The organism is Mucilaginibacter defluvii (assembly GCF_039543225.1).
Taxonomy (GTDB): domain Bacteria; phylum Bacteroidota; class Bacteroidia; order Sphingobacteriales; family Sphingobacteriaceae; genus Mucilaginibacter; species Mucilaginibacter defluvii.
Window position 1 is genome coordinate 708170 of the sequence record NZ_BAABJI010000004.1, and the last position, 20207, is coordinate 728376.

Sequence of the window (20207 nt, forward strand, 5' to 3'; positions counted from 1 at the left end):
CAATGAAGAAATTATTCACCACACTTTCCAATATCTGGAAAATTGAGGATCTAAGAGTGCGTATTATAAACACACTCTTATTTCTTCTGATATACCGTGTAGGTTCATTCATCATCCTTCCGGGCGTTGACGCGGCTGCTATCAGCAACGAAACCGCTAAAGAAGGGTTGTTAGGCTTATTGAATATGTTTGCGGGAGGCTCGTTCTCCCGCTCATCAATTTTTGCACTGGGTGTGATGCCATACATTTCGGCCTCTATCGTGGTGCAATTGCTGGGTATTGCCGTGCCTTACTTTGCTAAAATGCAAAAAGAGGGCGAAAGCGGCCGTAACAAAATTAACCAGTGGACCCGTTACCTTACTATCGCTATCACCGCTTTACAGGCTATCGGTTACATCAAATCGCAGATCAACCAGGAAGCAAAGCTTTTAGAAGAGCCTTACTTTACCCTGATCAGCGTATTTGTGTTAACTGCAGGTACCCTGTTTGTGATGTGGCTTGGTGAAAAAATCACTGATAAAGGTATCGGTAACGGTATATCATTGATCATCATGGTGGGTATCATTGCCCAATTGCCGGGCGCTTTTGGTACGGAGTTTAATGCCCGTACTACTGGTGCAGGTGGTTTGGTAACCTTTATTGTTGAGATTGTTGCGCTGATACTGGTAGTTATGTTTACCATACTGATAGTACAGGGTACACGTAAAATTGCGGTGCAATACGCAAAACGTATTGTGGGTAACAAGCAATATGGCGGCGTTCGTCAGTATATCCCTCTAAAGGTAAATGCTGCAGGTGTAATGCCGATCATCTTTGCCCAGGCATTGATGTTTATACCGGCTACTATTCCGCAGTTTTTCCCGAGCACAGCTTCTAACGGCGTTTTAATGTCGTTAGCCAACTACAACTCATGGTCGCACAATATATTGTTTGCGGTATTGATCATCCTGTTCACTTACTTTTATACAGCTATCACGGTTAATCCTAACCAGATGGCTGATGATATGAAGAAAAACGGGGGCTTTATTCCGGGTGTTAAACCGGGTAAAACTACTGCCGACTATATTGACGATGTTATTTCAAAGATCACACTGCCCGGTTCCGTGTTCTTAGCTATTATAGCTATAATACCGGCATTGGCCAGCAGCGTAGGTGTAAACAGCTTGTTCGCCCGTTTCTTTGGCGGTACGTCTTTGATTATATTAGTAGGTGTTGTGTTAGATACCTTGCAGCAGGTTGAAAGCCATTTGTTAATGCGCCACTATGATGGCCTGATGAAAACAGGACGTATTAAAGGCCGTTCGGCAGTACCTGCCGCGCCAGGCACTGTACCTCCGGCTATTTAATTACTAATGCCCAAAATACATTACAAATCTGCAGAGGAAGTTGAGCTGATACGTGCGAGCGCGCAGATGGTGTCAAAAACCCTGGCCGAAGTGGCTAAGGTAATTGGTCCCGGTGTTACCACGCTTGAGCTCAACAACCTTGCTGAAACCTATATTCGTGATAATGGCGGCATCCCTGCTTTCCTGAACTTTCACGGCTTTCCATATTCACTCTGTATTTCCCTGAATGATCAGGTAGTGCATGGTTTTCCGGGTAAGCATGTTTTGGTTGATGGCGATATAGTATCAGTAGATTGTGGTGTTATACTGAATAAATATTACGGCGACTCCGCTTTTACCTTTGCTATAGGCGAAGTCGATGAAACCACTAAAACCCTTTTGCGCGTAACCCGCGAGTGCCTTGACAAAGGCATTGAGAAAGCTGTTACCGGTATGCGTGTAGGCGATATAGCCTATGCCGTGCAGGAGCATGCTGAGAAGCACAAGTTTGGCGTGGTGAAGGAGCTGGTAGGGCATGGTGTTGGCCTTGAGCTGCACGAAAAGCCTGAGGTACCTAACTATGGTAAAAGAGGCAGCGGGGTTAAGCTTGAGGAAGGTATGGTGATCGCTATTGAACCGATGATTAATGCGGGTCGCGCCGGTATCAAGTTTTGGGATGATGGCTGGACAGTATCAACAGTAGATGGGAAACCATCGGCACATTTTGAGCATACAGTGGCTATTAAAAAGGGTAAAGCAGATATACTTTCAACATTTTCATACATTGACAATGTTTTGAAAGAAAAAAATAATAATTAAAAAATTTTTATTAATTTTGCGTCCCGCTTTGAGGGCGGGTAATTAAGTAGAAATCAATAAAATATGGCTAAACAATCGTCGATCGAGCAGGACGGCACAATAAAAGAAGCATTGTCAAACGCAATGTTCAGGGTTGAATTGGAGAACGGTCACGAAATTATAGCGCATATATCAGGCAAAATGCGTATGCACTACATCAAAATTCTTCCTGGCGACAGGGTAAAACTGGAGATGAGCCCTTACGATTTGACCAAAGGCAGGATTACTTACAGATATAAATAAAAAAGCGATGAAGGTTAGAGCATCAATTAAAAAGCGTAGTGCTGATTGCAAAATCATCCGCCGCAATGGTAAACTTTACGTTATCAACAAAAAGAACCCTAAGTACAAACAACGTCAGGGTTAATAAAAAAGAAATTGGCAACAATTGTACATCGGTAGCCGCCGGTCGGTTGTTGCGTAACAACGGAAAATTATAAATATGGCAAGGATTTCAGGTATTGATTTACCAAAAAACAAAAGAGGCGTGATCGGCCTTACCTACATTTACGGTATCGGTCGTTCAACCGCCCAGGATATCTTGGATCAGGCAGGTATCGACGTAAACATTAAAGTGCAGGATTGGACTGACGATCAGTTAGCCGCTATCCGTGGTATCATTAATGATCAAATCAAAGTTGAAGGAGCTCTTCGTTCAGAAGTACAGCTTAACATCAAGCGTTTAATGGATATCGGTTGTTACCGTGGTACCCGTCACCGTAAAGGTTTACCTCTGCGTGGCCAGCGTACTAAAAACAACTCACGTACCCGTAAAGGTAAGCGTAAGACTGTTGCTAACAAGAAAAAAGCTACTAAGTAATAAATAATTAAGATGTTAGGTGTGATGCTTTCACATGCAGCGCATCTGACGGATAAAGCATAGGATACGATTTATTTGAAATGAGGCGCTAAGCCTCACATCTCAAATCTCTTATCTCAAAACTTAAAAATAAAATGGCTAAAAGCAAAAAAGTAACCAAAAAGCGTATTGTAGTTGTTGAGCCTGTTGGCGAAGCGCATATTAACGCTACTTTCAACAATATTATCATCACCCTTACCAATAAAAACGGGCAGGCTGTATCATGGTCATCAGCCGGTAAAATGGGTTTTAAAGGTTCAAAAAAGAACACGCCATACGCTGCGTCTCAAGCTGCTGCCGATTGCGGTAAAGTTGCTTATGACCTTGGTTTACGTAAGGTAGAAGTATTTGTAAAAGGCCCGGGGGCTGGTCGTGAATCGGCTATCCGTACCTTGCAAACTACAGGTATCGAAGTTACCACTATCAAAGATATCACACCGCTTCCGCACAACGGTTGCCGTCCTTCAAAAAGAAGAAGAGTTTAATTAACACGATTTTTAAAGCTAAGATTCTGCAGCTAAAGGTTGCATGATACTTTAAAACAACAACACAATGGCAAGGTATACAGGACCAAAATCCAAAATTGCGCGCCGTTTCCGTGAACCGATTTTCGGTCCGGACAAGGCGTTAGAAAGAAAAAACTATCCTCCCGGCATGCACGGTGCCTCAAAAAGGAGAGGTAAGCAATCAGAGTATTCAACTCAGTTGCAAGAGAAACAAAAGGTGAAATATACTTACGGTGTATTAGAGCGTCAGTTCGAAAACCTTTTCCACCGCGCTTCAGCTAAAGAAGGCATTACCGGTGAAAACCTGTTGAAATTCCTGGAAGCTCGTTTAGATAACGCTGTTTATCGTTTAGGTATCGCTCCTACACGTTCAGCTGCACGCCAGTTAGTAGGCCACAAACACATCACTGTTAACGGTGAGGTTGTGAATATTGCTTCTTATTCATTAAGAGCCGGCGATATTATTGCAGTACGCGAAAAATCAAAATCTCTTGAGGCTATCACTAATTCAGTTGCCGGCCGCAGGATCAATAAATATAGCTGGTTAGAGTGGGATGCTAACGAATTAGTTGGTAAATTCCTTAACTATCCAAACCGCGATGAAATTCCTGAGAATATCAAAGAGAATTTAATCGTCGAGTTGTACTCTAAATAAGATATAGGATTTGAGATATATAGTATAAGATATGGGTTTTTAATTAACAAACTCATGTCTTATACTGTATATCTCACGTCTGTTTAAATACAATTAGAAACTAAAAAAAGGATATAAATGGCAATTTTAGCATTTCAGAAACCGGACAAGGTTATCATGCAAAAATCGACTGATTTTGAAGGTACGTTCGAATTCCGTCCCTTAGAACCAGGTTTCGGTGTAACCATAGGTAATGCTCTGCGTCGTATATTACTTTCATCGTTAGAAGGTTTTGCTATCACTTCTGTTCGTTTTTCAGGAGTTACGCACGAATTTTCAACCATAAAAGGAGTTGTTGAAGATGTAACCGAGATCATCCTGAACCTGAAACAAGTAAGGTTTAAGAAAACCGGTGAGTCTGGCGACAGCGAAAAAGTATTTGTGATCATCAACGGCCAGGATAGCTTTAAGGCTGGTGATATCACCAAGTTCTCAAACAACTTCACCGTACTTAACCCTGATATGGTTTTAGCCAATATGGATTCATCAGTGACACTTGAGGTGGAACTGACCGTAGGTAAAGGCCGTGGTTATGTTGCAAGCGAGGAGAACAAAAATCCGGATGCTAACGTAGGTGTTATCGCTATCGATTCAATCTACACGCCGATCAAAAACGTTAAGTACACCATCGAGAACTATCGTGTTGAGCAAAAAACCGACTACGAGAAACTGGTTCTTGACATTGCTACTGACGGTTCTATCCACCCGGAAGATGCACTTAAAGAAGCTGCGAAAATCCTGATCCAGCACTTTATGTTATTCTCTGATGAGAACATGATGTTAGAGGCTCAGGCCAAAGAGGAAACCAAAGAGGTTGACGAAGAGATCCTGCACATGCGCAAGATCCTGAAAACCGAGCTGGTTGATCTTGACCTTTCAGTACGTGCCCTTAACTGCCTGAAAGCTGCTGACATCCGCAGCCTGGCTGATCTGGTATCGTATGACGTAGCTGATATGTTGAAGTTCCGCAATTTCGGTAAAAAGTCATTAACTGAAATTCAGGACCTGGTTAAATCAAAAGGTCTTTCTTTCGGCATGAACCTGGCTAAATATAAGCTGGACGAAGAATAATATTTATATAGATACAAGAGTTAAGAGCCAGGATTCAAGAAAGGCTCTTGTTTCTTAGCTCTTGATTCTTAATTCTAACAATAAACAATAGGCATAATTCCGAGGGCTTGACGATAATACGCCGCCCGACGGTATGCACGTGCCACAACAAAAAACAAAATGAGACACGGTAAAAAAGTTAACCACTTAGGCCGCACCGACAGTCATCGCAAAGCGATGATGAGCAACATGGCTTCTTCGCTTATATTACATAAGCGTATTACAACAACATTGGCAAAAGCAAAAGCCCTGCGCGGTTATGTTGAGCCATTGATCACCAAATCAAAAAACGATACTACACACTCTCGTCGTACAGTGTTCTCTTACCTTAAAAGTAAAGATGCTGTTGCGGAACTGTTTCGTGATATAGCAGCCAAAGTTGCTGACCGTCCGGGTGGTTATACACGTATCATCAAAATGGAAAACCGTTTAGGTGATAACGCTGAAGTAGCAATCATCGAGCTGGTTGATTATAACACGGTTTACGGCGCTGAAGCTGCTCCTGCTGCTAAAAAATCAACTCGCCGCCGTGGTGGTGCCGGTAAAGGTAAAGCTGCTGCTGCAACTGCTGACGTTACTCCTGCTGATGACGCGGTAGTAGTTGAAGAAGCTCCGAAAGCTGAAGCTGCTGCCGAGGAAACTCCGGCTACCGAAGCACCTGCAACTCCTGAGAAAGAAGAAAACGCTGAAAAAGGCGAATAATTCATAACAGAATTTAGAAGGTAAAAACGCCCGGCTGGTATCAGTCGGGCGTTTTTTTTATATGGCATTTTATGATTAGTTGATATCTGAGGGCTCTGACAACCTGTCATCAATCTGTCTTATTTTGCTGACGGAATATATCTATCGAATAGTTGTAAACTGACGCTTTTCTGCCATTTACTATTTGGCACAGGCATTGATAAACAGCTGTGGGTAATTAGTATTAATAAACTAGAAATAACAATCATACATATGTCTAAAATTATCGGAATCGACTTAGGGACAACAAACTCATGCGTGGCTGTAATGGAGGGTAACGAGCCTGTTGTTATTGCCAACAGCGAGGGCAAGCGTACTACACCATCAGTAGTTGCTTTTGTTGACAACGGCGAACGTAAAGTGGGTGACCCGGCAAAGCGCCAGGCGATCACCAATCCCCGCAAAACTATCTATTCAATTAAGCGCTTTATGGGTAACCAATTTGCTGAAGTGAGCAAAGAGAAAGAGCGCGTTCCATATAACGTGGTTAACGAAGGTAACACCCCACGTGTTGCTATTGATGACCGTAACTATACGCCGCAGGAAATTTCGGCCATGATTCTTCAAAAAATGAAGAAAACGGCTGAAGATTTCTTAGGTACCGAAGTGAGCGAAGCGGTTATTACCGTACCGGCTTACTTTAACGATGCACAACGCCAGGCTACTAAAGAAGCCGGTGAGATTGCCGGTTTAAAAGTACGCCGTATTATCAACGAGCCTACTGCTGCTGCTCTTGCCTACGGTTTGGACAAAGCACACAAGGACATGAAGATCGTAGTGTTTGACTGCGGTGGAGGTACGCATGACGTATCAGTACTTGAGCTTGGTGACGGTGTATTTGAAGTAAAATCAACTGATGGTGATACACACCTTGGTGGTGACGACTTCGACCAGGCTATCATCGACTGGCTGGCCGACGAGTTTAAGAGCGACGAAGGTGTTGATCTGCGTAAAGACCCTATGGCTTTGCAGCGTTTAAAAGAAGCTGCCGAGAAAGCTAAAATCGAGCTTTCAAGCACTACACAAACTGAGGTTAACCTGCCATATATTACCGCTGCTGACGGCATGCCTAAGCACTTGGTAAAAACTTTGAGCCGCGCTAAATTTGAGCAATTGGTTGATAGCCTTGTAAAACGTACTATTGAGCCTTGCCGTACGGCTTTAAAAAATGCCGGTTACAGCACATCAGATATCGATGAGATCATACTGGTAGGTGGTTCAACCCGTATCCCTGCCATTCAGGAAGCGGTACAATCGTTCTTTGGCAAAGCCCCATCAAAAGGTGTAAACCCTGACGAGGTGGTAGCTATCGGTGCCGCTATTCAAGGTGGTGTATTAACCGGTGAAGTTAAGGATGTGTTACTGCTTGACGTTACCCCGCTTTCATTGGGTATTGAAACTATGGGTGGTGTAATGACCAAACTGATCGAAGCTAACACTACTATCCCAAGCAAAAAATCAGAAACTTTCTCCACCGCGTCTGACAGCCAGCCATCGGTAGAAATTCACATTTTGCAGGGTGAGCGCCCAATGGCCGCGCAAAACCGTACCATAGGCCGTTTCCACCTGGATGGTATTCCACCGGCTCCTCGTGGTGTGCCTCAAATTGAAGTAACTTTTGATATTGACGCCAACGGTATACTGCATGTGTCTGCAAAAGATAAAGCTACCGGTAAAGAGCAAAAGATCCGTATCGAGGCTTCATCAGGTTTAACAGATGATGAGATCAAAAAAATGAAAGCAGAAGCAGAAGCCAATGCCGAGTCTGACAAAAAAGCTAAGGAAGAAGTTGAAAAACTGAACGGTGCCGATGCTTTGATCTTCTCGACCGAGAAACAGTTGAAAGAGTATGGCGACAAGATACCTGCTGATAAAAAAGCACCTATCGAAGAAGGCCTTACTAAACTGAAAGCCGCACATGCATCTAAAAACCTGGCCGATATTGAGGTTGCTCAGGCAGAATTGGATAACGCATGGAAAGCCGCATCAGAGGATATGTACAAGGCTGCTGCCGAAGCCGGCCAACAACCAGGTGCCGATGCTGGCGCCACCGGTGCACAAGCCGATAACTCAGACACCGTAACCGATGTCGACTATGAAGAGGTAAAAGACGATAAAAAGTAATAATTCCTGATATATCGAAAAGGCCCCTGCAGCTATGAGTTGCAGGGGCCTTTTATTTTTACAGATGGATGCTTACAGGGTGATCTCGATTAGACCTGGATGATAAGGCACTTCTTGCGTCTTAACAGTCTTTCCAAATCCATGAGGTATTACTTTCAACGTATTAAATTTCGAGGTGTAAGTGCCATCTGCTATGGCAAGTATTACCTTGTTGTATTCAGCATGGTAGCTAATATCTCTTTTGTGGAAGATGCCACGCTCGTTATCATACGTTACGCCATCGTCCTCGTAATAAACAAATTTCGAATCTTCAGTGCCTTTCCATATGTGTAGGTAAAATATACCATCACCCGCCTCATTGGTGCTTTGGATGACGCTTTGCATCGGGATGATGCCTCCGCCTTTCACAAATACCGGGAGATCATTCATTGGAGCAGGCACGGAATGTGCCATCCCACCTTCATACACTTTATCATTACCAAAGCGGTACCATTCGCCCCCGGGTAAATAAACCGCGGCGGTAAGTTTGGTACTTTCAACCGGAGCAACTAACAGGAAATTGCCGAACAGGAACTGGTTTTGGTAGCGAACGTCAAACACATTTTCATCCTGTGTATAATCAATGGCTAACGTGCGGCTCAATGGTAATCCGTTTTGTGATGACTCATAAAAACCTGAGTAAATGTAAGGCAGCAACTGATAACGAAGCTCAATATCCTTGCGGATGATGGCCATATTCTCCTCGCCCCATTCCCACGGCTCACGCATGGCGGTACCTATTTCGGCATGGTTGCGGTACATCGGTATGTACACACCGAGCGAGTTCCACCGCAGCATCAGTTCGGGCGTTGGGTTGCCGGTATAGCCGCCAATATCCACCCCGGTGAATGACATGCCCACCAGCCCCAGGCTGTTCACCAGCCGCTGACCGTACAGCATATGTTCATCAGTAGCGGTATTATCACCCGTCCACACGGCCGAAAAGCGCTGTGTGCCACAATAAGCCGCGCGAGTAAGCATAAAGGGGCGTTTGTTGCCTAATATCTTGCGTGTGCCGTTATAAGTAGCTTTGGTCATTTCCATACCATAGGCGTTGCGTACCTCGGCCATGTACCGGTCGCCGAATTTTACAAGGTAAGGGATGTTTTGTCCCCAGGCAGCAGGCTCGTTCATGTCATTCCAAAAACCCTCAACGCCGGGTTCGGTAAGAGCGGTAAAGGCGGCTCCCCACCATTCCTTTACTTCATCATCAAAAAAGTTGGGGAAGTGGCAGCGGCCCGGCCATACGCTGGCTACATAGTTATCGCCATTGGTATAGGTAGCAAAGTAATCTTTCGCAACGCCCTCATCATATTGCTTGTATCCTTCTTCAACTTTAATACCCGGATCAACTATACAAACCGTACGAAAATCAAGCGCCTTTAACTGATCTATCATCCCCTTTGGGTCAGGGAAAGCCTCGTCATTCCAGGTAAATATCTTGTAGTTATCCATGTAATCTATATCGCAATAGATCACATCGGCGGGTATGTTATGCTCCCTGAACTTTTGGGCTATGCCCAGCACTTCATCGGCACTCATATAACTGTAGCGGCATTGCTGGTAGCCAATGCTCCATAGCGGCGGCATTTCCATGCGCCCGGTAAGCCAGGTATAATCTTTAATAATTTCGGCCACACCCTGCGCTCCAAAGAAATAATAGTTCATGTCGCCGCCATCGGCACCAAACCAGCTCATTTCATCATCAGTAGTCGCGCCAAAGTCGAAATAGCTTTTGTAGGTATTATCAAAAAACAACCCGTAGGTTAACCCGCTGTGCAGCCCGATAAAGAACGGGAAGGTTTTATACAGCGGATCGGTATAAATGGTATGCTTGGAGGCATCCGTATTCCAGTTAACGTAATGCGTACCACGGCGGTTAAGATCTCCCGTTTTTTCGCCCAGGCCAATAAATTTTTCATCAGCGTAAAGCTTACGGTAATTAACTACACGCTCGTTTTGCCAGTTAACGCCAAAGCGGGTATCGTCCTCGCTTAATGGTTTACCATCGGGTGTAAAAAAGCTGAAACGCAACGGCGCTTTATTGATGCGCAGCGTTAAAGCTTCGGTAGTAACAATAATTTCCTGATCGCTGTCTGAATAATTTATAGCCGATTCAGGCTGTTGTATTACCGCAAATGAAGTGTCGGCCTTGTCAGGTGTTTTGGTAATATTTACCCGGATGATGGCCGGGGCGTATACCCATACCTTGGCCGTTGCTTCGGCCGTTTGTATGGTAATATGATCGTTATGTTGACTTACCTGTTTTGCGTTGCCTAATAGCTGGGTTTGCATACTGTTGGTTTTTGCTTGTTGATGATTGCCAATTTACGCTTCATCCTTATTTAAAGAAACAAAAAACAAGCTTATTGTTGTTTTGGAATGATAATGTAAGTCAGGCGGCAAAACTGCCACCTTGTTTTGTCGCGTTTGCACCCCTGCGAGCGGCATACTGTTTGATACCTTTATTATAAAAACAATACAATGGTTAAACTCAACAGCGCATTCTCCGGCTTTTCGGTAAACGATATCGAAAAAGCAAAGCAATTTTATGGCACCACCTTAGGCTTAGAAGTTAAGCTAAATGAAATGGGCGTGCTCGACATACCACTACCCGGCGGCGGTACTGCCATTATTTACCCCTAACCCAATCACGAGCCTGCTACATTTACGGTGCTGAATTTTGTAGTAAGTAATATTGAAAATGCCGTAAAGGAGTTAAAGGAAAAAGGCGTTCAATTTGAAAGCTATGATCATCCGGAGCTTAAAACGGATGACGACAACATTATGCGCGGCAACGGCCCAACCATTGCCTGGTTTACGGACCCAGCGGGTAATATACTTTCAGTAATACAGGAAGGCTAAAACCTGATTGCTTATATTCGCCGTATGGCAAAACTGAGGCGATTAAAAAAGGCGGTCGAGTTTATTGAACATCCGGCTGCCGGCGGCATTTTGTTATTGGCTTGTGTAGTGTTATCGCTTGTTTTGGCTAACTCCCCGCTTAAAACCGGTTTTGCCGACTTGCTGACTACCGAAGTTGCGGGTGATGTCATTGCTTCACATTTTACCCTGACCGCGTTTATTAATGATGCGCTTATGGCCATATTCTTTTTGATGGCCGGGCTCGAGATAAAACGCGAAATAGTTGAAGGCGAACTGGCCGGGATTAAAAAGGCTGCTTTGCCGGTGCTAAGCGCTATCGGCGGTATGGTTGTGCCCGCGCTTATATATTACATGTTTAATCGTGGTAACGAAACCGCTGCCGGCTGGGGCATACCTATGGCTACTGATATTGCTTTCGCGGTAGCCATACTTAATGCCTTGCGTAAATTAGTACCCGTTGGCGTAAAGGTGTTTTTAACTGCTTTGGCCATAGTTGACGATTTGGGTGCCATAATCGTGATCGCTTTATTTTACACACAAGGCTTAGAAACTACTTATCTTTTATACGCGCTGGTTTTTTTCGCTATAGCCTTGGTATTTAATTTTTTTGAACTAAAGAACGCTTGGTTTTACCTCGTGCCCGGTTTGTTTATGTGGTACTTTATCCATCATTCCGGTATACACGCTACGGTGGCTGGTGTGCTTACTGCTTTCACCATACCGGTGCGCACCAAATCGGGCTACTCACCATTGTGCGAGTTGGAGCATAAGCTGTCGGCGCCGGTTAACTTTTTCATCCTTCCGATATTCGCATTGGCCAATACCAATATAACTTATGAGCAGGGGATGTTGGCAGGTCTGCTAACGCCGCTTGGTTTAGGCATAATTTTCGGGTTGATTCTGGGTAAGCCCCTTGGCATTTTCTTAATGACCTTTGCCGCTGTTAAAACCAGGCTAAGTAAATTGCCCGAAGGGATCAACTGGGTACATATAGCCGGCGCAGGTGCGCTGGCAGGCATTGGTTTCACCATGTCGATTTTTATTTCGCTATTGTCATTCACCGAACTTGAATTGCAAAGCCGGGCTAAGTTCGCCATCCTAACCGCTTCGATAATCGCTGCCACAGTTGGATTTATATGCTTAAAAGCTTACGCTAAAAAAACTGAGGAGCGTCGGTAAAGCTTGTAACAGGATTTATTGATTTTTAAGATGTCCGAAATTTATAAATGTCAGTTCACAACATTAAACCTGTCTTTGTACTTGTTGATGATATGTTTTGCTTCTGCTTCATCAATCCCTGCACCAATTTTTACGGTTTGCATACCATAGTCAAAGGCTATTGCACCAATACTGCCGCTTTTAAATAAACTCATCATAGGTGTGTTAACCGTGCCAAAAGTATTTGGATTATCAACAGCGCGAAAGTCTCGGCATTCCCTTAAATCATACACCTTTGGTTTACTAAACAATAACTTTTTCTTTTTGATCTCAACCACGTTGGTATCAATTATTATCACTTCTCTGCCAAACAAGTACCATGTTAAAAAGCGGAAAGTTATTGTTGCGGTAACAAGCCAAAACAATAACATAAAGGCAACTATACCTTTAGGCACCTCATTCTCAAACAAGGCAATTATCATAAATACTAAGCTCATGCCGAAATATAAGGTAGCGAATGCCGATACAAAACCGATGAAAAATATATTTCTTTTAGGCGGGATAGAGATAATAAGATTTTCATGATTGGCAACAATCTCTGCTTTGCCAGGATAAGGTTTTTCCATGGGGCAAATATGCTAATTATAAAAAATCTCAGTACTATTTTATTTAGTATTTTTACGTACTTATGCAAAACCCCATTTCAGCAAAATACAACACAAAATTTCAGGAGGCGCTGGCCTCGCTAAACCCGGAGCAGCTATCGGCTGTTAATAAAATGGATGGCCCGGTGCTGGTTGTGGCGGGTCCGGGTACGGGCAAAACGCAGATCTTAGCCGCCCGTATTGGCAAGATACTGACCGATACCGATGCCCAGCCCAACGAGATTTTGTGTTTAACCTATACCGATGCCGGCGCCGTAGCCATGCGCAAGCGTTTGTTTGATTTTATTGGCCCCGATGCTTATCGCATCAACATATATACCTTCCACGCTTTTTGTAACGAGGTGATCCAGGAAAACCTGGAATACTTTGGCAAGCTGAACCTTGATCCGTTGTCGGACCTCGAATCTGCTATGCTTTTTAGGGAGCTGATCGATGAACTACCGAACGACCACCTGCTGAAGCGCTTTACCGGCGATATTTATTTTGACGCACCAAGGCTCAAAAGCCTGTTCTCTACCATGAAACGGGAGAGCTGGGATGCTGAGCTGATCAACCGCTCGGTTAAGGAGTATATTGATGACTTGCCCAACCGTGAGGAGTATATTTATAAACGTGCCAACGCCGCCAAAGGCATCAAAATAGGTGACCCGAAGCAGGCCGATATCGACAAGGTTACCGAGCAGATGAATAAGCTGCTGGCTGCCGTTGCTGAGTACAAAAATTACGATGCCAAAATGAAGCAGCAGGGCCGGTATGATTACGACGACATGATCATTTGGGTGCTTAAAGCCTTCCGTGAGAATGATGATATATTACGCCGTTATCAGGAACGTTATCAGTATATTCTGGTAGATGAGTTTCAGGATACCAGCGGATCGCAAAACGCGCTGCTGAAATTTTTGCTGGATTATTGGGATACGCCTAACGTTTTTGTAGTGGGCGATGACGACCAGTCAATCTTTAAGTTTCAGGGCGCCAATATGGAGAACATCCTTGATTTTGCCAATGATTACGTGCATGCCCTGCATACCGTGGTATTAAGGCATAACTATCGCTCTAATCAGCATATTTTGGATATGTCCAGGGTGCTGATAGATAAAAATAAAAAGCGCCTTACTGCGCAATTATCGCTGGATAAAAACCTGAGCGCCTCGCACCCGCGCTTTGCTGCGGATATGGTAGAGCCCACCATCCGCGAGTACGAAAACCCCGACCAGGAACTGGCCGATACCGCACGCATCATCCAAAAGCTGATTGAAAGCGGCGTGCCGGGGAATGAGATCGCCGTTATTTACCGCAACCACCACCAGGTGGAGGACCTGGTACATTACCTGGGCGCGCAAAAAATTACCGTTAACACCAAGCGTAAGATAGACATATTAACCTTGCCCTTTGGCGAGAAGATCATTACCATACTGCGCTATCTCGCAATGGAGCTTGATTCGCCTTACAGTGGCGATGAGTTGCTGTTCGAGATCATGCACTATGATTTTTTCGGCATTCCGCCCATTGAGGTAGCCAAGGCCAGCATCGCGGTAGCAAAAGCTAATTACAGTACCTTTAATAACGATCAGCCAAAAACCTCGCTGCGCCGTTATGTAAGCGAGTTGCGAACACCTACCCAACCCGGTTTATTTGATAACGTGCAGAACGTGGAGATGAAGTTTTTGATGAACGATATTGATTACCTGCTCAAAGCATCGGTGAGCCTTACGTTGCAGCAACTATTTCAGCAGGTGATCGCTAAAATGGGTATCCTCAGGTTCATTATGCAACAGGAGGATAAGGGCACGTTTATGCAGGTGCTTACTAGCTTTTTTGATTTTGTTAAGGACGAAAGCCGTAAAAACCCCGACATCTCCCTGGCCGAACTGATCGCCACTATTGACCTGATGAAGAAGAACAACATCCGCATGGAACTAAACCAGGTGATATTTTCGGATAATGGCATCAACTTCCTTACGGCGCACGGTTCAAAAGGGCTGGAGTTTGAGCATGTTTTTTTTATAGGGTGTGATAAAAAAACGTGGGATAGCAAGGGCCGCAATCATGGCTTTAGCTACCCCGATACGCTTACCGGTTCGCCGGATGACGACATCGCCCAAAAGGAAGAGGCGCGCCGACTGTTTTACGTGGCCTTAACCCGTGCCAAGCAATGCCTCAACATATCCTACGCCCGTAAGGATAAAAAGGGCAAGGATCAGGAGGCCTCGCAATTTGTGGGTGAGATACTGGCCGAAACCCATTTGCAGGTGGCCTATCCGCAGGTACCTGCGGATGATATGGTTAATTTTATGGCTACCCAGTTTACCGAGGCCGATAAGCCGCAGGTTGAACTGTTGGATACCAATTATATTAACCAGCTACTGCAAAACTACACCCTTTCGGTTACGCACCTCAATAATTACCTGGATTGCCCGCTGCGGTTTTACTTTCAGTGTTTAATCAGGGTGCCATCTGGTAAAAGTCCGGCGGCAACCTTTGGGCAGGCCGTGCACTGGGCTTTGAATAAGGCGTTCCGTAAACTGAAGGATAATAACGATGTGTTTATGCCGACCGAGGAATTTATGAAGGAGTTCCGCTGGTACATGTTCCGCAACCGCGACTCGTTCACCAAGGATGATTTTAAACTGCGCTTAGCCTACGGCGAAAAGATTTTGCCCGATTACTATGAGCAGAACGTGAATATATGGAACAAGGTAGCCGTTACCGAGCGCACCATTAAAAATATTGAAGTAAACGGCGTGCCGATAAAAGGTAACCTGGATAAGATTGAGTTTGACGGTAAAAATGTAACCGTGGTTGATTATAAAACCGGCAAGCTCAAAAATGCGAAGGATAAGTTACAGCCACCAACCAACGCCAACCTCAACGGCGGCGACTACTGGCGGCAAGCCGTGTTTTACAAAATACTGGTTGATAATGACCGTAGTAACGATTGGCAGGTGGTAAGCACTCAGTTTGAATTTGTGGAGCCAGTTAAAGATGGCGAATATCATAAAGAGAAGATAGCCATATCGCCGGAAAATGTAGAACTGGTTAGCGAACAGATAACATCGGTTTACCAAAAAATAATGAACCACGAGTTTAACACTGGCTGCGGCAAAAAGGAATGCGACTGGTGCCACTTTGTAAAAACCAACTTTAAACAAGCCGAAGGCATTATGATTGATGCTGATGTGGAGGAGTAAGTAACAAAAGCCCCCCCCTTTAGGGAACTTGGGGGGCATTTATAAAAACACCACTTCTTCAACTACTACAGCCTGCGCTTCGTCGTTTATTTTTTGGATGATCTGGGTGCGGATCAGCATTAGCTCATGCTTTATTACAGATGATTCGATACGTACAAAAAGCTTTTTATCGCTAATGTAAATATCTTTAGTGCGGTTGGCTACAGATGTGCCCACCAGTTGCGGCCAGTTAGCGATGACAGAGGTTTCGTTAAACTTGCGCTTAAGCTTATAAACCTGCATCATTTGTTCAATGGCATCCTTCAATGTTTTATCATTCGCTTTGCGCATGGGCTTCTCCTTTAGCTATTTCAAAAATTCTGACATCAACATTAATGTCATCGAACACGTTTTTTACCCGGCTGGCACTGGTATCGGTTATAAACACCTGTCCAAAATTATGGGCCGATACCATTTGCATCAGTTTGGTAACCCGCTTATCATCTAGCTTATCAAAAATATCATCCAGCAACAGTAGCGGCTTAAATTTTTTTTGCTCGTACAAATAACTGTATTGTGCCAGCTTGAGGGCTATTAAAAATGATTTTTGCTGCCCCTGCGATCCAAACTTTTTCATGGGCATGCCGTGTATCGAAAAGGCGAGGTCATCCTTATGAATGCCCGCCGTGGTACGTTCCAGCACGCGGTCTTTTTCTAATGTTTTTTTAAGCAACGCGGCAAAATCATCCTGCAATAACTGCGACTCATACACCAGCGATACCTGCTCGGCCTGCCCGCTTATAAAATCGTAATGCGTGTTAAATACCTCGGTAAAGCGTTCCATAAAAGCCTTACGTTTGGCAAATATGCGACTGCCTGACGCTACCAGCTGCTCGTCAAGTATTTCCAGTAGTACCGGGTCATATCGACCTGTATCAGCAATGGTTTTTAATAGCGCGTTGCGGTTAATCAGGGCTTTGTTGTAGGCGATCAGTTCATCCAGGTACTGGTTATCCGTTTGCGATATCACGTTGTCAATAAACTTACGCCGTTCCTCGCTGCCCTCAATGATTATACTGATATCATAAGGCGAGATCATCACCAGCGGAAACAGCCCAATATGATCGGCCAGGCGCTGATAATCTTTTTTGTTGCGCTTAAACTGCTTCTTCTGGTTGCGTTTAACCGAGCAGGCAACGGCCTCGTTGTTGTCGTTTTTATCAAACGTACCGGTGATGATAAAAAAGTCGGCATTCTGGCGTATCTGCTGGCTGTCTATCGGGTTAAAGTAACTTTTGCATAACGACAGGTAATGTATAGCATCAAGCAAATTGGTTTTGCCCGCGCCGTTGCCGCCTACAAAAGCGTTCACGCCATCGCTAAAGCTAAGCTCGGCCTGTTCGTAGTTTTTAAAGTTGATTACCGATAGTTGTTGCAGATACATATTGAGCCTTCAAAGGTAACACAATCCGGGTGATGGTTAAGGCATCCGTATGGCTTAAATTTAGAGGGTTAATTATTTAAGTTAAAAGGTGTTGATAAAAACTTTGAAAACTGTATTTTTGCAAACTTAATTTTTGAATAAGAATGTCGACAACCCAGGCAAACACCAAAATTGTGAACGAAGATAAACCGGTTAAACAGACAGGCAGTTTTGTGAACGAGAACAGAAAGAGCTTACTATTTATAGCTGCGGCAGTTTTAGTGCTGATAGCCATATACTTCATATATCTTAAAGCATACGCTGGTCCGCGCGAGGTAAAGGCTGCCGACCAGATGCACGTAGCCCAGGAGTTTTGGCAGCAAAAAGAGTGGGACAAAGCCATTAAAGGCGATGCCGGTTACCCTGGGTTTGAAAAGATCATATCTGAATATAGCAACACCAAAGCCGCTAACCTGGCCTACTATTATATTGGTATTGCTTATCTTAATAAAGGTGATTATGGCAAAGCCATTGAGAACCTGAGCAACTACCGTGGCGATGATTATATGGTTGCAGCACAAGCGTTAGGCGGCATAGGCGATGCGTATGTTGAGCAAAAGAAATATGATGATGCCGCAAGCTATTACAGCAAAGCGGTTGATAAGGCTTCAAACAACTTTTTATCGCCATTGTACCTTAAAAAATTAGGTTTGGTGTATGAGGCTACTAACGACAAAAAATCAGCATCCGAAGCCTACAACAAAATTAAAAACGAATACCCTACCAGCACTGAAGCGCAAAATATCGACGCTTACATTGGCCGCGTAGAGGCTAACTAATAAAACCTTAACATGAGGTTGCAATAATTAAAGGTTGCAATGTTGAAGAATGAGTTAAATGCATTTCAACATTGCAACCTTTTAAATTTAATAACTATTTAAAATGGCAACACAACTAAAAAACCTGTCGGACTTTTCGGCAACCGAGATACCTAACGCCGCAGCATACACCTTTGGTATAGTAGTGGCCGAGTGGAATGCCGATGTAACCAACGCGCTTTACGAAGGCGCCTATCAAAGCCTGGTAAATAATGGCGCATTGCCCGAAAATATTTTCAGTTATAGCGTGCCCGGCAGCTTTGAGCTAACCTCTGGCGCGGAGCTGTTACTGAAGAACAAGCCTAATCTCGATGCCGTGATTTGTCTAGGTTGCGTAATACAGGGCGAGACGCGCCATTTTGATTTTATTTGCGATGCCGTTGCAAATGGCGTGAGCAATGTTGCCATAAAGTATTCAAAACCTGTTATATTTGGTGTACTTACTACTGATAACCAGCAGCAGGCAATTGACCGCGCCGGTGGTAAACACGGTAATAAGGGTGACGAAGCCGCGGTAACTGCCATAAAAATGGCTGACCTGGCGCGTACGTTGCAGGCTTAAACTTTATCAATAAAAAAATGTTATCACTGTTATGAAAAAATTTGTTTACATAGCTTTAGTTGCACTTGCAGCCAGCGCTTTTGCGTCATGCTCAAATAAATTGTGCCCGGCGTACGGATCATACCCAAGGGGCCGCTAACAGCAAAATGTCATATTTAATGCCGTTTACAAACATTTACAGGGCTTTGCTGTAATTTTGTATCAGTATTAAATTGATAAAAACATTACAATGAAGTGGATAGCGCTGGAGTCGGCAGATCAGATTAACGAAATAAAGCATCACCCCGGGTATAGCATTATTTTTAAGCATAGCACCCGCTGTTCAATCAGCATGATGGCTAAAAAACGTTTTGAGTTGGAATGGGATGATCTTCCGGAAGAGATTTCGCTTTATTTTTTAGACCTGATCAAATACCGCGACCTGTCAAACCAAATTGCCGCGGATTTCCATGTACACCATGAATCACCACAGATGCTGCTGATTAAAAGCGGCGAATGCATCCTCGATCAATCACACGGCGGCATTTCGGTAGACGAAGCGCTGACGATGGTGGAGTAGTTTTTGAGGAGTCCGGAAGCCCGGACGTCGGAAAGTCCGGAAGTTTTTAAAGTGATATATAATCATTACAACATAACAAGAAAAGCGGCCATAAGCCGCTTTTCTTGTTTGATATTTATTTGGGCCATCATCCAATCCGTCTTCCGGACTAATTTCCCCACCCAAAATCAACCGTTTTCTTAACATCTTCGCCAAGGCTCAGGTGTACGGGGCAGGTAAGGGCGGCATGTTCTAAAATCTTTTTCTCCTTATCGGTATATTCCTTCGGGAATTTAAAGTTAACCACCACCTCGGCCACGCGGCGTGGGTTGGCGGCCATTATTTTGGTGATGGAGCATTGGGTGTTGTCGATATCAATGCCGTGAGTATTTGCAGCAATGCCCATAATGGTCATCATGCAGCTGCCTAATGATGCTGCCAGCAGATCGGTCGGTGAAAATGCTTCGCCTTTGCCGTTGTTATCAACAGGTGCGTCAGTTATTATCTTAGTTCCTGATTGCAGGTGGGTAGCCTCGGTACGCAAGCCGCCCAGGTATGTAGTTTCAATTGTTGCCATGAGGCTAAATTATATAAAATGAGCACTTACTCAAAAATGCTTTATCAATCCACTGTAATATATTATTTGGTGCTGTAGGGCGTTATATGGTTTT

22 protein-coding genes are annotated in these 20207 nt (G+C 44.2%); 17 read left to right on the forward strand and 5 right to left on the reverse strand.

Features of this window, described 5'->3' with window-relative positions:
• Positions 1-2: 2 nt before the first annotated feature.
• From secY to dnaK, 10 genes are all read left to right on the forward strand, one after another.
• Positions 3-1346 (forward strand): preprotein translocase subunit SecY, encoded by a 1344-nt coding sequence (secY, locus tag ABD960_RS20225; RefSeq protein ID WP_232177685.1) that lies wholly within the window; start codon positions 3-5, stop codon positions 1344-1346.
• A 6-nt stretch (positions 1347-1352) separates the two neighbouring features.
• On the forward strand, positions 1353-2144 hold the full coding sequence (map, locus tag ABD960_RS20230; RefSeq protein ID WP_345334196.1) for a type I methionyl aminopeptidase: 792 nt from the start codon (positions 1353-1355) through the stop codon (positions 2142-2144).
• 63 nt (positions 2145-2207) lie between these two features.
• Positions 2208-2426: a translation initiation factor IF-1 gene (gene infA, locus ABD960_RS20235; protein WP_074487406.1), complete on the forward strand. Its 219-nt coding sequence runs from the start codon at positions 2208-2210 to the stop codon at positions 2424-2426.
• Positions 2427-2433: 7 nt separating this feature from the next.
• Positions 2434-2550 (forward strand): 50S ribosomal protein L36, encoded by a 117-nt coding sequence (gene rpmJ, locus ABD960_RS20240; RefSeq protein WP_074487407.1) that lies wholly within the window; start codon positions 2434-2436, stop codon positions 2548-2550.
• Between the two features lie 75 nt (positions 2551-2625).
• On the forward strand, positions 2626-3003 hold the full coding sequence (gene rpsM, locus ABD960_RS20245) for a 30S ribosomal protein S13 (protein ID WP_228952746.1): 378 nt from the start codon (positions 2626-2628) through the stop codon (positions 3001-3003).
• 134 nt (positions 3004-3137) lie between these two features.
• Complete coding sequence (rpsK, locus tag ABD960_RS20250) at positions 3138-3527, forward strand: 30S ribosomal protein S11 (protein ID WP_232177682.1); 390 nt, start codon at positions 3138-3140, stop codon at positions 3525-3527.
• A gap of 67 nt (positions 3528-3594) precedes the next feature.
• Entirely contained in the window at positions 3595-4203 is a 609-nt protein-coding gene (rpsD, locus tag ABD960_RS20255; RefSeq protein ID WP_345334203.1) for a 30S ribosomal protein S4, read from the forward strand.
• A gap of 117 nt (positions 4204-4320) precedes the next feature.
• Positions 4321-5313, forward strand: a complete 993-nt coding sequence (locus tag ABD960_RS20260) for a DNA-directed RNA polymerase subunit alpha (RefSeq protein ID WP_345334205.1) — start codon at positions 4321-4323, stop codon at positions 5311-5313.
• Positions 5314-5472: 159 nt separating this feature from the next.
• Positions 5473-6054, forward strand: coding sequence for a 50S ribosomal protein L17 (rplQ, locus tag ABD960_RS20265; protein WP_345334207.1), 582 nt, complete (start codon positions 5473-5475; stop codon positions 6052-6054).
• 252 nt (positions 6055-6306) lie between these two features.
• Positions 6307-8217 carry a molecular chaperone DnaK gene (gene dnaK / locus ABD960_RS20270; RefSeq protein ID WP_345334209.1) on the forward strand — a complete coding sequence of 637 codons (1911 nt, stop codon included), beginning with the start codon at positions 6307-6309 and terminating at the stop codon, positions 8215-8217.
• Positions 8218-8289: 72 nt separating this feature from the next.
• Here the strand turns inward: dnaK and ABD960_RS20275 are convergent, their stop codons facing one another.
• Positions 8290-10551, reverse strand: coding sequence for a glycoside hydrolase family 31 protein (locus ABD960_RS20275; protein ID WP_345334211.1), 2262 nt, complete (start codon positions 10549-10551; stop codon positions 8290-8292).
• 189 nt (positions 10552-10740) lie between these two features.
• On the opposite strand from ABD960_RS20275, the gene ABD960_RS20280 reads away from it, so the two are divergent.
• From ABD960_RS20280 to nhaA, 3 genes are read left to right on the forward strand one after another with little or no spacing between them, the layout of a single operon-like run.
• A complete protein-coding gene (locus ABD960_RS20280; RefSeq protein ID WP_345334213.1) occupies positions 10741-10902 on the forward strand; it encodes a VOC family protein in 162 nt (53 codons plus the stop codon).
• 27 nt (positions 10903-10929) lie between these two features.
• Entirely contained in the window at positions 10930-11121 is a 192-nt protein-coding gene (locus ABD960_RS20285) for a VOC family protein (RefSeq protein ID WP_345334215.1), read from the forward strand.
• 24 nt (positions 11122-11145) lie between these two features.
• Positions 11146-12321: a Na+/H+ antiporter NhaA gene (nhaA, locus tag ABD960_RS20290; protein WP_345334217.1), complete on the forward strand. Its 1176-nt coding sequence runs from the start codon at positions 11146-11148 to the stop codon at positions 12319-12321.
• Positions 12322-12371: 50 nt separating this feature from the next.
• On the opposite strand, the gene ABD960_RS20295 is transcribed toward nhaA, so the two are convergent.
• Positions 12372-12926 carry a hypothetical protein gene (locus ABD960_RS20295; protein ID WP_345334219.1) on the reverse strand — a complete coding sequence of 185 codons (555 nt, stop codon included), beginning with the start codon at positions 12924-12926 and terminating at the stop codon, positions 12372-12374.
• A 62-nt stretch (positions 12927-12988) separates the two neighbouring features.
• Between ABD960_RS20295 and ABD960_RS20300 the strand changes: the two genes are divergently transcribed.
• Positions 12989-16156, forward strand: coding sequence for an ATP-dependent helicase (locus ABD960_RS20300; RefSeq protein WP_345334221.1), 3168 nt, complete (start codon positions 12989-12991; stop codon positions 16154-16156).
• A 39-nt stretch (positions 16157-16195) separates the two neighbouring features.
• Here ABD960_RS20300 and ABD960_RS20305 read toward each other — a convergent pair whose 3' ends face one another.
• Both ABD960_RS20305 and recF read right to left on the reverse strand, forming a co-directional pair.
• Positions 16196-16486, reverse strand: coding sequence for a DciA family protein (locus tag ABD960_RS20305; RefSeq protein WP_345334223.1), 291 nt, complete (start codon positions 16484-16486; stop codon positions 16196-16198).
• The gene (recF, locus tag ABD960_RS20310) at positions 16470-17579 is read right to left on the reverse strand and encodes a DNA replication/repair protein RecF (protein ID WP_345334225.1); all 1110 of its coding nucleotides are present in this window, start codon (positions 17577-17579) and stop codon (positions 16470-16472) included. The genes ABD960_RS20305 and recF overlap by 17 nt, the downstream gene beginning before the upstream one ends.
• A gap of 143 nt (positions 17580-17722) precedes the next feature.
• Between recF and ABD960_RS20315 the strand changes: the two genes are divergently transcribed.
• The 3 genes from ABD960_RS20315 (at position 17723) to ytxJ (ending at position 19557) form a co-directional block, all read left to right on the forward strand.
• On the forward strand, positions 17723-18397 hold the full coding sequence (locus ABD960_RS20315; RefSeq protein WP_345334227.1) for a tetratricopeptide repeat protein: 675 nt from the start codon (positions 17723-17725) through the stop codon (positions 18395-18397).
• A 103-nt stretch (positions 18398-18500) separates the two neighbouring features.
• Positions 18501-18998, forward strand: a complete 498-nt coding sequence (ribH, locus tag ABD960_RS20320) for a 6,7-dimethyl-8-ribityllumazine synthase (RefSeq protein WP_345334229.1) — start codon at positions 18501-18503, stop codon at positions 18996-18998.
• A gap of 229 nt (positions 18999-19227) precedes the next feature.
• A complete protein-coding gene (gene ytxJ / locus ABD960_RS20325) occupies positions 19228-19557 on the forward strand; it encodes a bacillithiol system redox-active protein YtxJ (RefSeq protein WP_345334231.1) in 330 nt (109 codons plus the stop codon).
• A gap of 148 nt (positions 19558-19705) precedes the next feature.
• Here ytxJ and ABD960_RS20330 read toward each other — a convergent pair whose 3' ends face one another.
• Entirely contained in the window at positions 19706-20113 is a 408-nt protein-coding gene (locus ABD960_RS20330; protein WP_345334233.1) for an OsmC family protein, read from the reverse strand.
• Positions 20114-20207 lie beyond the last annotated feature (94 nt).

Bases quoted from the DNA above. Each gene is read 5' to 3' on its own strand.
- secY (WP_232177685.1), top strand. From the start codon at position 3: ATGAAGAAATTATTCACCACACTTTCCAATATCTGGAAAATTGAGGAT.
- map (WP_345334196.1), top strand. From the start codon at position 1,353: ATGCCCAAAATACATTACAAATCTGCAGAGGAAGTTGAGCTGATACGT.
- infA (WP_074487406.1), top strand. From the start codon at position 2,208: ATGGCTAAACAATCGTCGATCGAGCAGGACGGCACAATAAAAGAAGCA.
- rpmJ (WP_074487407.1), top strand. From the start codon at position 2,434: ATGAAGGTTAGAGCATCAATTAAAAAGCGTAGTGCTGATTGCAAAATC.
- rpsM (WP_228952746.1), top strand. From the start codon at position 2,626: ATGGCAAGGATTTCAGGTATTGATTTACCAAAAAACAAAAGAGGCGTG.
- rpsK (WP_232177682.1), top strand. From the start codon at position 3,138: ATGGCTAAAAGCAAAAAAGTAACCAAAAAGCGTATTGTAGTTGTTGAG.
- rpsD (WP_345334203.1), top strand. From the start codon at position 3,595: ATGGCAAGGTATACAGGACCAAAATCCAAAATTGCGCGCCGTTTCCGT.
- ABD960_RS20260 (WP_345334205.1), top strand. From the start codon at position 4,321: ATGGCAATTTTAGCATTTCAGAAACCGGACAAGGTTATCATGCAAAAA.
- rplQ (WP_345334207.1), top strand. From the start codon at position 5,473: ATGAGACACGGTAAAAAAGTTAACCACTTAGGCCGCACCGACAGTCAT.
- dnaK (WP_345334209.1), top strand. From the start codon at position 6,307: ATGTCTAAAATTATCGGAATCGACTTAGGGACAACAAACTCATGCGTG.
- ABD960_RS20275 (WP_345334211.1), bottom strand. From the start codon at position 10,551: ATGCAAACCCAGCTATTAGGCAACGCAAAACAGGTAAGTCAACATAAC.
- ABD960_RS20280 (WP_345334213.1), top strand. From the start codon at position 10,741: ATGGTTAAACTCAACAGCGCATTCTCCGGCTTTTCGGTAAACGATATC.
- nhaA (WP_345334217.1), top strand. From the start codon at position 11,146: ATGGCAAAACTGAGGCGATTAAAAAAGGCGGTCGAGTTTATTGAACAT.
- ABD960_RS20295 (WP_345334219.1), bottom strand. From the start codon at position 12,926: ATGGAAAAACCTTATCCTGGCAAAGCAGAGATTGTTGCCAATCATGAA.
- ABD960_RS20300 (WP_345334221.1), top strand. From the start codon at position 12,989: ATGCAAAACCCCATTTCAGCAAAATACAACACAAAATTTCAGGAGGCG.
- ABD960_RS20305 (WP_345334223.1), bottom strand. From the start codon at position 16,486: ATGCGCAAAGCGAATGATAAAACATTGAAGGATGCCATTGAACAAATG.
- recF (WP_345334225.1), bottom strand. From the start codon at position 17,579: ATGTATCTGCAACAACTATCGGTAATCAACTTTAAAAACTACGAACAG.
- ABD960_RS20315 (WP_345334227.1), top strand. From the start codon at position 17,723: ATGTCGACAACCCAGGCAAACACCAAAATTGTGAACGAAGATAAACCG.
- ribH (WP_345334229.1), top strand. From the start codon at position 18,501: ATGGCAACACAACTAAAAAACCTGTCGGACTTTTCGGCAACCGAGATA.
- ytxJ (WP_345334231.1), top strand. From the start codon at position 19,228: ATGAAGTGGATAGCGCTGGAGTCGGCAGATCAGATTAACGAAATAAAG.
- ABD960_RS20330 (WP_345334233.1), bottom strand. From the start codon at position 20,113: ATGGCAACAATTGAAACTACATACCTGGGCGGCTTGCGTACCGAGGCT.